Origin of the sequence: Pseudomonas sp. YJ42 (genome assembly GCF_047225135.1) — a bacterium.
Lineage (GTDB): Bacteria > Pseudomonadota > Gammaproteobacteria > Pseudomonadales > Pseudomonadaceae > Stutzerimonas > Stutzerimonas stutzeri_E.
Genome location: NZ_CP178378.1, coordinates 4100723 through 4110438, shown reverse-complemented (window position 1 = coordinate 4110438; position 9716 = coordinate 4100723). Strand labels below are relative to the sequence as shown.

At 59.9% G+C, this 9716-nt stretch carries 11 protein-coding genes; 8 read left to right on the top strand and 3 right to left on the bottom strand.

Annotated features, from left to right (window positions below; translation table 11 throughout):
• The first annotated feature begins 338 nt into the window (after positions 1–338).
• Complete coding sequence (locus tag ACL0K2_RS18985) at positions 339–620, top strand: hypothetical protein (RefSeq protein WP_413043219.1); 282 nt, start codon at positions 339–341, stop codon at positions 618–620.
• 6 nt (positions 621–626) lie between these two features.
• On the opposite strand, the gene ACL0K2_RS18980 is transcribed toward ACL0K2_RS18985, so the two are convergent.
• Positions 627–1514: a LysR family transcriptional regulator ArgP gene (locus tag ACL0K2_RS18980; protein ID WP_239610790.1), complete on the bottom strand. Its 888-nt coding sequence runs from the start codon at positions 1512–1514 to the stop codon at positions 627–629.
• Between the two features lie 95 nt (positions 1515–1609).
• On the opposite strand from ACL0K2_RS18980, the gene ACL0K2_RS18975 reads away from it, so the two are divergent.
• The 3 genes from ACL0K2_RS18975 to ACL0K2_RS18965 all read left to right on the top strand — a co-directional run bounded on the left by ACL0K2_RS18975 (position 1610) and on the right by ACL0K2_RS18965 (position 4023).
• The gene (locus ACL0K2_RS18975; RefSeq protein ID WP_413043218.1) at positions 1610–2212 is read left to right on the top strand and encodes a LysE/ArgO family amino acid transporter; all 603 of its coding nucleotides are present in this window, start codon (positions 1610–1612) and stop codon (positions 2210–2212) included.
• Positions 2213–2573: 361 nt separating this feature from the next.
• Positions 2574–3155 carry a superoxide dismutase gene (locus tag ACL0K2_RS18970; protein WP_045161045.1) on the top strand — a complete coding sequence of 194 codons (582 nt, stop codon included), beginning with the start codon at positions 2574–2576 and terminating at the stop codon, positions 3153–3155.
• A 184-nt stretch (positions 3156–3339) separates the two neighbouring features.
• Positions 3340–4023: an SDR family oxidoreductase gene (locus ACL0K2_RS18965; RefSeq protein ID WP_413043217.1), complete on the top strand. Its 684-nt coding sequence runs from the start codon at positions 3340–3342 to the stop codon at positions 4021–4023.
• 99 nt (positions 4024–4122) lie between these two features.
• Here the strand turns inward: ACL0K2_RS18965 and dcd are convergent, their stop codons facing one another.
• Positions 4123–4689 (bottom strand): dCTP deaminase, encoded by a 567-nt coding sequence (gene dcd, locus ACL0K2_RS18960; protein ID WP_045161043.1) that lies wholly within the window; start codon positions 4687–4689, stop codon positions 4123–4125.
• Positions 4690–5006: 317 nt separating this feature from the next.
• On the opposite strand from dcd, the gene ACL0K2_RS18955 reads away from it, so the two are divergent.
• On the top strand, positions 5007–5216 hold the full coding sequence (locus ACL0K2_RS18955) for a cold-shock protein (protein WP_003282211.1): 210 nt from the start codon (positions 5007–5009) through the stop codon (positions 5214–5216).
• Between the two features lie 110 nt (positions 5217–5326).
• Here the strand turns inward: ACL0K2_RS18955 and apbC are convergent, their stop codons facing one another.
• Positions 5327–6421 carry an iron-sulfur cluster carrier protein ApbC gene (apbC, locus tag ACL0K2_RS18950; protein WP_045161041.1) on the bottom strand — a complete coding sequence of 365 codons (1095 nt, stop codon included), beginning with the start codon at positions 6419–6421 and terminating at the stop codon, positions 5327–5329.
• 192 nt (positions 6422–6613) lie between these two features.
• On the opposite strand from apbC, the gene metG reads away from it, so the two are divergent.
• The 3 genes from metG (at position 6614) to ACL0K2_RS18935 (ending at position 9657) form a co-directional block, all read left to right on the top strand.
• Positions 6614–8656 carry a methionine--tRNA ligase gene (gene metG, locus ACL0K2_RS18945; protein ID WP_413043216.1) on the top strand — a complete coding sequence of 681 codons (2043 nt, stop codon included), beginning with the start codon at positions 6614–6616 and terminating at the stop codon, positions 8654–8656.
• Between the two features lie 72 nt (positions 8657–8728).
• Positions 8729–8965 (top strand): cysteine-rich CWC family protein, encoded by a 237-nt coding sequence (locus ACL0K2_RS18940; RefSeq protein ID WP_413043215.1) that lies wholly within the window; start codon positions 8729–8731, stop codon positions 8963–8965.
• Positions 8965–9657, top strand: coding sequence for a pseudouridine synthase (locus tag ACL0K2_RS18935; RefSeq protein WP_413043214.1), 693 nt, complete (start codon positions 8965–8967; stop codon positions 9655–9657). The genes ACL0K2_RS18940 and ACL0K2_RS18935 overlap by 1 nt, the downstream gene beginning before the upstream one ends.
• The last annotated feature ends 59 nt before the right edge of the window (positions 9658–9716 follow it).

The following is a 9716-nucleotide window of genomic DNA, read 5'->3' as shown; positions in this document are numbered from 1 at the left end:
AACGCGCAGTATAACGATTCAACCGAGTCACTTCAGCGGCATCGTTTGCCATAAGTTGCACCGTCAACAGGCGTATCACGCTGCGACGGCTCAAGATCGTGCAGTCCAGGCGCAGCGGGTGGTTCGAGAGCGCCGGCACGTCGTGCTTCCGGCAACGATTCAACCGTTGCATAAGCCCAGCCACGCCTGGCCTCGGCAAAATTCCGTCCATGTCACGGCGGCAAAATCGAGAACTGGTACGCCTGTTGCTTCGTCAGCCATGCCAGCGGATAGCGCTTTCCGACACGGATGTCGGGCCAAGGATCCGGACGACGGCATGATCAGGAGAACGAATCATCATGGAGTTCAACAAGGCTGTGCTGGATTGCATGCAACATCTGCGACGTCGGTTGCGCGAGGAACAGCAACTGGATATCCGCCTGAGCCAACCCGACGTGATCCAGGCGATGTTGACCGCCTGTCTTTGCTCCAGTGACGAAACGACTCGCGATCTCGGCAAGCAGCTGGCGACCTACAGTGATATGCCTCCACCCGTCGTGACGAAGCCTTCACCTCCCAGGAGCCATGGGCGACATGAGCCGTCGGTGCGCATCTATCGTGGCCAGCGTGTCGTGAGCTGAACCCCATCAATCCACCAGCCATTGCCTCACCGAGCTTGTCAGCTGCTGCGTGAGTTCGGCGAGCAATGCACCGCCATTGCGCCAGTGGTGCCAGTAAAGCGGCACGTCGATGGGCATACCCCGGAACACATCGACCAACACGCCGCTGGCGAGTTCCCCACGCACCTGAAGTTCAGGCACCAGCCCCCAGCCGAGATCGCTCTTGAGCAAGCGCACGAAGCCCTCGGATGACGGGCACAGGTGATGGCTGAAGGCACCGACCAGCCCCAGCGAAGCCAGATAGCGATGTTGCAATTGATCATCGGGGCCGAACACGATCGCCGGTGCCCGCAGTAATGCGTCTGCCGACGCGCCATCCCCAAGATGTCGGGCAACGAATGCCGGACTGGCCAATGCGCGATAGCGCATGGCTCCGAGAAACTGACTGCGAGCCCCCGCCAGGGGCCGCTCCACCGCGCATACGCAAGCCGCCACCTCCCCCGCTCGCATACGCTTGAGACCCACGTCCTGGTCCTCCAATACATGGTCGAGCACCACGCCGTGCGTCGTACAGAACGGTGCCACCGCATCAGCCCACCAAGTCGAGAGGCTGTCGGCATTGAGGGCGATGCGCAGCCGCTCGGGCAATCGGCCTTCCGCCAGCGCCGGCACCTGGCCCTGAAGATCACGCTCCAGCAACCGCACCTGCTGCACATGATTGAGGAGCCGACGACCAATCTCGGTCGGCTGGGGTGGCGACGCACGCAGCAGGACCGGTAGCCCGAGTCGTGCCTCCAGCAGCTTGATGCGTTGCGACACCGCCGACTGCGACAGCCCCAGCGCCTGAGCAGCCCGATCGAATCCGGCCTGCTCGACCACCGCTGCCAACGCAGCCAAGAGCTTGTAATCGAGCATTAGAATTCCTTATGCACCATTACCATATTTCGTTTTCCTTATAATCCTACTCCCCGGAGACTGCGAGCATTCTCTCAATGCAAAGGCAGAGCGTTATGTGGCAGAGCTACTTCAACGGTTTACTGGTCACGGCAGGCCTGATCATCGCCATCGGCGCCCAGAATGCGTTCGTACTGGCGCAGAGCTTGCGCCGGGAACACCATCTGTCTGTCGCGGCCCTTTGTATCCTCTGCGATATTCTGCTGGTTAGCATGGGGGTTTTCGGGCTCGCGGCGCTGCTGGCGCAAAGCCCCTTGCTGCTGCAGATCACACGCTGGGGAGGCGTGATTTTCCTACTGTTTTACGGCGCAATGGCATTGCATCGCGCGGCACGCCCGCAGGCTTTGCAGGAGGATGCCCAGCGTCGGCCGCGATCGCTGCAGAACGTTCTGCTCGCCGCGCTGGCCGTCACCCTGCTCAACCCACACGTCTACCTCGACACGGTGTTGCTGATTGGCTCGCTAGGTGCTCAACAACCCGAGCCAGGCGCCTATACGCTCGGCGCCGCGAGTGCATCTACTGTGTGGTTTCTGCTGCTCGCCCTTGGCGGCGCGTGGCTTGCGCCGTGGCTCGCACGACCGCTGACCTGGCGGCTAATCGATCTGGGTGTGGCGGGAATGATGTTTTTCGTCGCCGCGCAGCTGGTTGTTCTCGCCTGAGGAACACCGGCTTCTATCAGCGGTCCACGCAGAGGGCTTCAAGCAGCAACAAGCCCGCATAAGCCTCAACCAAGTGGCTCTGGCCTCCGCTTTCCCACACAGTTGGCGCGTGGTTTTGCCTCAGGGTGGGTGCTATGATCCTTGGTTCGCGGGCATGAAGTGGAACGCTTCAGTCCGCTATTACGGCCGCCCGTGAACGGCCGAAAGAATGCGCACGCATGTAGCTGGCGAAGGGAAAGACAGGCGTAAACGGACGAACATCGGTGCAGTAGTTTCTCCGTTCCGCGAGGCGCTGGTAACCAGCGCAGACTGCCTCCTTCCGAGCCGCATCTATTCTCGACACCTGAGCAGGAGATACACCATGGCTTTCGAATTGCCGCCGCTTCCGTTTGAAAAAACCGCCCTCGAGCCGCACATTTCCGCCGAGACCTTCGAATATCACCACGGCAAGCATCACCAGGCCTACGTGACCAACCTGAACAACCTGATCCCAGGCACCGAGTTCGAAGGCAAGGATCTGGAAACCATCATCAAGACCTCATCCGGTGGCATCTTCAACAATGCCGCTCAGGTCTGGAACCACACCTTCTTCTGGAACTGCATGGCGCCGAACGCCGGTGGCCAGCCGACCGGCGCTCTGGCTGATGCCATCAACGCCTCCTTCGGCTCTTTCGACAAGTTCAAGGAAGAGTTCACCAAAACCGCCATCGGCACCTTCGGTTCCGGCTGGGCCTGGCTGGTGAAGAAGTCCGACGGCAGCCTCGGCCTGGCGAGCACCATCGGTGCCGGCAACCCGATGACCGCTGGCGACAAGCCGCTGCTGACCTGCGATGTCTGGGAACACGCCTATTACATCGACTACCGCAACGCGCGTCCGAAGTTCGTCGAAGCGTTCTGGAACATCGTCAACTGGGACTTCGTCGCGAAAAACTTCGCGGGCTGAGCCCCAGACTGCAGTATGGGGCGGCCCGCCCGGCCCATGCTGCTCGCAACGAAAATGCCCGCATCACAGTGATGCGGGCATTTTCGTTTCAGGAGATAGCGATACGAGCCAGGCGGGCCGCACGGACGAACGCAGTGGCGACATCAGCTATGCTTGCTAGCCCGTCCTATTTTGGAGCTTTCCCATGCCCAATACAGTCCTGATCATCGGTGCATCACGCGGCCTTGGCCTGGGCCTGGTGGAACAGTTCTCCCGCGACGGATGGCAGGTGATTGCAACCGTTCGTGATCCACAGCGCGCAGAAGAGCTGAAGGCCGTCGAGGATATCCGTATCGAAACGCTGGATATCGACGATGCGGCCAGCGTCGACGCCCTCGCCCAACGATTGTCCGGCATCACACTGGACGTGCTCTATATCAACGCAGGCATCTCGGGCTCCCGCACGCTTTCGGCCGATACCGCCACTGACGAAGACGTCCGCCGGCTATTTGTGACCAACGCGATCGCGCCGGTGCGACTGGCCCAGCGCATGCGCGCCCTGGTCGACCCGCGCATGGGCGTCATTACATTCATGAGTTCGATCATGGGCAGCGTTGAAACCGGTCCTGGAATGGGGATGCCGCTCTACGGTGCGAGCAAGGCGGCACTCAACCACCTGACCCGAACCTTCGTTGCAGAGCTTGGCGAAGATACGGGTCTTACGGTGCTTTCTATGCATCCGGGATGGGTGAAGACCGACATGGGCGGGGCGGAAGCGCCGCTGGACATCGAAACCAGCTGCCGCGGCATGGTCAAGCAGGTCAAGCGCGCCGCCGGACAACGCGGCCACCGCTTCATCGACTACCAAGGCGAAGCGCTGCCTTGGTGATGAACGGGGCGTGACGAGCCAGCCCTGGAATGAAAATGCGGATGGCAGCAACAGCTACCATCCGCATTCTTAAGAAGGAATCAGAGCATCCCGAACGGCTTACGCCTTGGGCAGCGTCACGCCTCGTTGACCCTGATATTTGCCACCGCGATCGCGGTAGGACGTCTCGCATTCTTCATCCGACTCCAGAAATAGCATCTGCGCTACGCCCTCGTTGGCATAGATCTTTGCCGGCAGCGTGGTGGTATTGGAAAACTCCAGGGTGACATGCCCTTCCCACTCGGGTTCCAACGGCGTCACGTTGACGATGATGCCGCAGCGGGCGTAGGTGCTTTTCCCCAAGCAGATGGTCAGCACGTTGCGCGGAATACGGAAATACTCGACGGTGCGGGCCAGCGCGAACGAGTTCGGCGGAATGATGCAGACGTCGCTCTTGATGTCCACGAAGCTCTTCTCGTCGAAGTTTTTCGGGTCGACAATTGCCGAATTGATGTTGGTGAAAATCTTGAATTCGTCGGCGCAGCGTACGTCGTAGCCATAGCTGGACACGCCATAGGAGATCAGGCGCTCGCTGCCCTCGCCGCGCATCTGACGCTCGACGTAGGGCTCGATCATGCCGTGCTCCTGGGCCATCCGGCGAATCCACTTGTCCGATTTGATGCTCATGGCGGGCGTCCTGATTTGGCTGGTGGGCGTTTAGATAAGGTGCGCATCTTACCGAGGCCATGAAGCCGGTTCAAAGGCCGCGACTCAGGACCTTGCGTCGCATCTCTGACGCTTTGGCCGGAAACTGAAAATAATGCTCGCATTGCGACAGAAATGGAGTATCTTTCATTGGCTGCTGCTGCATGTGTCACCGTGAATCGCTACATGTTTAGATTTCGATCCGATCATTGCTACGACTCCTAACTCCTTGCACACAGTCACCGTTCGGGGTATTTGCCCGTTCAAATTATCTCTACATCGTTCAAGGAGACATTCAAATGTCCAATCGCCAAACCGGTACCGTTAAGTGGTTCAATGATGAAAAAGGCTTCGGCTTCATCACTCCGCAATCCGGTGACGACCTCTTCGTACACTTCCGCGCCATCCAAGGCGACGGTTTCAAGAGCCTGAAAGAAGGCCAGCAAGTTTCCTTCGTCGCTACCCGCGGCCAGAAGGGCATGCAAGCTGAGGAAGTTCAGGTTATCTAACCTGAGGCTTCTCTGAAAAAGCCCCGCTTCGGCGGGGCTTTTTTATGCCTGCGATTCGTGAAACCTGACATCCAGAGACAGGCGGCGCCATGCGCCACCCGCTGATCATATCAATCGTCGGACACGGAAATGTTCGGCATCGATTGCGCGATGATCTGCCCGCTCTGGGAAATCCGCGCCCCTACGCTACGGGCCATCTGCTGATAAATCATCGCGATCTGGCTTTCCGGATCGGCGATGGCGGTCGGCTTGCCCGCATCAGCCTGGGTGCGAATGGCCATCGACAGTGGCAACGAGGCCAACAGCTCGACGTTGTACTGGGCAGCCAGCTTCTCACCGCCACCCTCACCAAACAGATGCTCGGCGTGCCCGCAATTCGAGCAGATGTGAATGGCCATATTCTCCACCACACCGAGCACCGGAATGTTCACCTTACGGAACATCTCCACGCCCTTCTTGGCGTCCAGCAGCGCCAGGTCCTGGGGTGTCGTAACGATAACGGCACCAACCACCGGCACCTTCTGCGCCAACGTCAACTGGATATCACCCGTACCCGGTGGCATATCCACAACGAGATAGTCGAGATCATTCCACGCCGTCTGGGTGATCAGTTGCAGCAGCGCACCGGATACCATCGGGCCGCGCCAGACCATCGGCGTCTTGTCGTCCGCAAGGAAGGCCATCGACATGACCTGTACACCGTGCGCCTCAAGCGGGATGAATGCTTTGCCATCGCGTATCTCAGGCCTGGTGCCTTCGGGAATGCCAAACATAATGCCCTGGCTCGGCCCGTAGATATCCGCATCCAGTACGCCTACACGCGCACCTTCACGCGCCAGCGCCAGTGCCAGGTTGGCAGCGGTAGTAGATTTACCCACACCGCCCTTACCTGACGCCACGGCGATGATGTTCTTCACATTGCCCAGCGCTTCCAGCTGATCCTGCGCCTTGTGCGATTGGATCATGCAATCGACCTTTACATCGGCGTGTGTCACACCTTCGAGCTGCTCGATGGCCATGGCCAACATCTGCGCCCATCCGCTGCGAAACAACCCGGCCGCATAACCGAGTTCAAGCCTTACGCTGACGCGATCGCCCTCGATATCGATCGAACGCAGGCAACCGGCCGCTACCGGGTCCTGGTTCAGGTTCGGGTCGGTGTACTGACGCAGTACGGCTTCCACAGCTTCGCGTGTGACGGTCATGACTACTCCCAAGAAAACCTAGTAAAACAGACGGGCATCTTACCCCGTGGCGCCGTATGGGCTCATCAACCGCGTCAACATGGCGCGGCACTCGGTATTCGACCAGCACCGGCCGCGCCAGTGCGGATGAAAAAAAAGCGCCGCACCTTTATAGTTACTGACTCACTTCGCAATCCCGACTGCAGATCTCCAATGTCCGAAGCTCGCCAGATCCTCGTTACCAGTGCCCTGCCCTACGCCAACGGTTCGATCCACCTTGGCCACATGCTCGAGTACATCCAGACGGACATGTGGGTGCGATTTCAGAAACTGCGCGGCAACCAGTGCATTTATGTTTGCGCCGACGACGCCCACGGCTCGGCCATCATGCTGCGTGCCGAGAAGGAAGGCATCACCGCCGAACAGCTGATTGCTAATGTGCAGGCCGAGCACAGTGCAGATTTCGCCGATTTCCTGGTCAATTTCGACAACTTCCATTCGACCCACTCCGAAGAGAACCGTGAACTGTCCGAGATGATCTACACGCGTCTACGCGACGCCGGACATATCGCCACCCGCTCGGTGACCCAGTATTTCGATCCCGAGAAAGGCATGTTCCTCGCGGACCGCTTCATCAAGGGCACCTGCCCGAAGTGTGGCGCTGAGGACCAGTACGGCGACAACTGCGAGAAGTGCGGCGCGACCTACGAGCCCACCGAACTGAAAGATCCGCGCTCGGCCATTTCCGGCGCTACGCCGGTGCTGCGCGACTCCAAGCACTTCTTTTTCAAACTGCCCGACTTCGAGGCGATGCTCAAGCAGTGGACGCGCAGCGGCACCCTGCAAGACTCGGTGGCGAACAAGATCGCCGAGTGGCTCGATGCGGGCCTGCACGAATGGGATATTTCCCGCGACGCCCCCTACTTCGGTTTCGAAATCCCAGGCGAGCCCGGCAAGTACTTCTACGTCTGGCTGGATGCCCCGATCGGCTATATGGCCAGCTTCAAGAATCTCTGCGCGCGCCACCCGGAGCTAGACTTCGATGCCTTCTGGAGGAAGGATTCGACCACTGAGCTGTACCACTTCATCGGTAAGGACATCATCAATTTCCACACCCTATTCTGGCCCGCCATGCTCGAAGGCGCGGGCCTGCGCAAGCCAACCGCCGTCGCGGTGCACGGCTACCTGACGGTGAACGGTCAGAAAATGTCCAAATCACGCGGCACCTTCATCAAGGCGCGCACCTACCTCGAACACCTGAACCCCGAGTATCTGCGCTACTACTACGCCGCCAAGCTCGGCCGTGGTGTGGACGATCTCGACCTCAACCTCGAAGACTTCGTGCAGAAGGTCAATTCCGATCTGGTCGGCAAGGTGGTCAACATCGCCAGCCGCTGCGCCGGCTTCGTCCACAAGGGCAACGCGGGACTGCTGGTAGCGGACAACGCCGCTCCCGAACTGACCGATGCCTTCCGCGCGGCCGCCCCGTCGATCGCCGAAGCTTACGAAAGCCGAGACTTCGCCCGAGCGATGCGCGAGATCATGGGCCTAGCCGATCGCGCCAACGCCTGGATTGCCGACAAGGCGCCTTGGGCGCTGAACAAGCAGGAAGGCAAACAGGCTGAAGTCCAGGCGATCTGCGCCACGGGTGTCAATCTGTTCCGCCAGCTGGTGATCTTCCTCAAGCCGGTGCTGCCGAATCTGGCAGCGGACGCCGAGCGTTTCCTCAATGTCGAGCCGCTGACCTGGAACGACCACGCCGAGCTTCTGAGCAACCACCAGCTGAACGCCTTCACGCCACTGCTGACCCGTATCGAGCCCGCGAAAATCGAAGCCATGATCGAATCGTCCAAGGAAGACCTCGCCTCCACCGAAGCCGCCGCCCAATCCATAGGCAACGGCGAGCTGGTCAAGGAGCCGCTGGCAGCTGAGATCGGCTTCGACGCCTTTGCGGCAGTCGACCTGCGCATCGCCCTGATAGAGAAATGCGAATTCGTCCAAGGCGCAGACAAGCTGCTGCGCCTGACGCTGGATATCGGCGACGCCAAGCGCAACGTGTTCTCCGGCATCAAGAGCGCCTACCCGGACCCGAGCCAGCTGGAAGGCCGACTGACCCTCTACGTCGCCAACCTCGCGGCGCGCAAAATGAAATTCGGCGTGTCCGAAGGCATGGTGCTCGCAGCGGGCCCAGGCGGCGAAGAAATCTATCTACTCAGCCCGGACAGCGGCGCCAAACCAGGGCAGCGCGTCAAGTAACGAGGTGACAGTGCGGGAGCCGTGCGCAACGCCGGTCTCCCGCTTCGAGCCCCGATTGGCCGCTCCACCATCATGCGCAGCCACTGTCTGGAGGCGGTTATGACTCACACGCTCGATTCCAGTAAATGCCCGGTCTGCGGCGAACCCAATCAATGCAGCCTCAGCAACCCGGCTACCGCAACGCAGCCTTGCTGGTGCTTCAGCGCTGAAATCGCGCCAGAAGCCAGTGAACAGATTCCTGACGACGCGCTGAACAAAGCCTGTATTTGCCAGCGCTGCGCGCGTGGCGAGCTGCCTACAAAATCCTGATGCGCCTCGACCGCTTTCTAGCCAACCTGCCCCACTGCAGCCATCGTCAGGCACGCCTGCTGTTGGCTTCGGGCCGCGCGTCGGTGAATAGCAAGATCATCTGCGATGGCACCCATGAGGTCCGCCTCTTCGACCGCGTCGAACTTGACGGTGAAATATTGCAGGCAGGCAAGCCTGCTCGATTTTTTATGCTGAACAAACCGGTTGGCTGCGTCAGTGCGACATCCGATCGGCAACACCCAACGGTACTGGATTTGTTGCACGAACCCGACAAGGACCAACTGCACATCGCCGGACGGCTAGACTTCAACACCACCGGGCTGCTGATCATCACCAACGATGGGCTCTGGTCGCGCCGCCTAACCCAACCCTCAAGCCAGCTAGGTAAAACTTACCTGGTGGAAACCGAAGACCCCATCGACCCGGCGTGTGTCGATCGCTTTGCCGAAGGCCTCTACTTTCGCTTCGAGAACCTCACCACCCTGCCTGCCAAACTGGAACTACTGGACTCGCATCAGGCACGCCTGACTCTGCGTGAAGGTCGCTACCATCAGGTCAAACGGATGTTCGGCCAATTCAACAACAAGGTCACCGCCCTGCACCGCGAGCGCATGGGGCCACTGACCCTGGATACCGCCCTCACCCCTGGCCGCTACCGAACACTGACCGCCGCCGAGACCGCACAGATCTAACCCACTCACCGAAAAAGCCCTCACGCCCGCTTCATTTCCACACGGCCTTCTGGTACAAA

Excerpts from the sequence above, each read along its gene's own strand:
- ACL0K2_RS18965 (WP_413043217.1), top strand. The coding sequence starts at position 3,340 with ATGCCCAATACAGTCCTGATCATCGGTGCATCACGCGGCCTTGGCCTG.
- ACL0K2_RS18935 (WP_413043214.1), top strand. The coding sequence starts at position 8,965 with ATGCGCCTCGACCGCTTTCTAGCCAACCTGCCCCACTGCAGCCATCGT.
- apbC (WP_045161041.1), bottom strand. The coding sequence starts at position 6,421 with ATGACCGTCACACGCGAAGCTGTGGAAGCCGTACTGCGTCAGTACACC.
- dcd (WP_045161043.1), bottom strand. The coding sequence starts at position 4,689 with ATGAGCATCAAATCGGACAAGTGGATTCGCCGGATGGCCCAGGAGCAC.
- ACL0K2_RS18975 (WP_413043218.1), top strand. The coding sequence starts at position 1,610 with ATGTGGCAGAGCTACTTCAACGGTTTACTGGTCACGGCAGGCCTGATC.
- ACL0K2_RS18985 (WP_413043219.1), top strand. The coding sequence starts at position 339 with ATGGAGTTCAACAAGGCTGTGCTGGATTGCATGCAACATCTGCGACGT.
- ACL0K2_RS18955 (WP_003282211.1), top strand. The coding sequence starts at position 5,007 with ATGTCCAATCGCCAAACCGGTACCGTTAAGTGGTTCAATGATGAAAAA.
- metG (WP_413043216.1), top strand. The coding sequence starts at position 6,614 with ATGTCCGAAGCTCGCCAGATCCTCGTTACCAGTGCCCTGCCCTACGCC.
- ACL0K2_RS18980 (WP_239610790.1), bottom strand. The coding sequence starts at position 1,514 with ATGCTCGATTACAAGCTCTTGGCTGCGTTGGCAGCGGTGGTCGAGCAG.
- ACL0K2_RS18940 (WP_413043215.1), top strand. The coding sequence starts at position 8,729 with ATGCGCAGCCACTGTCTGGAGGCGGTTATGACTCACACGCTCGATTCC.
- ACL0K2_RS18970 (WP_045161045.1), top strand. The coding sequence starts at position 2,574 with ATGGCTTTCGAATTGCCGCCGCTTCCGTTTGAAAAAACCGCCCTCGAG.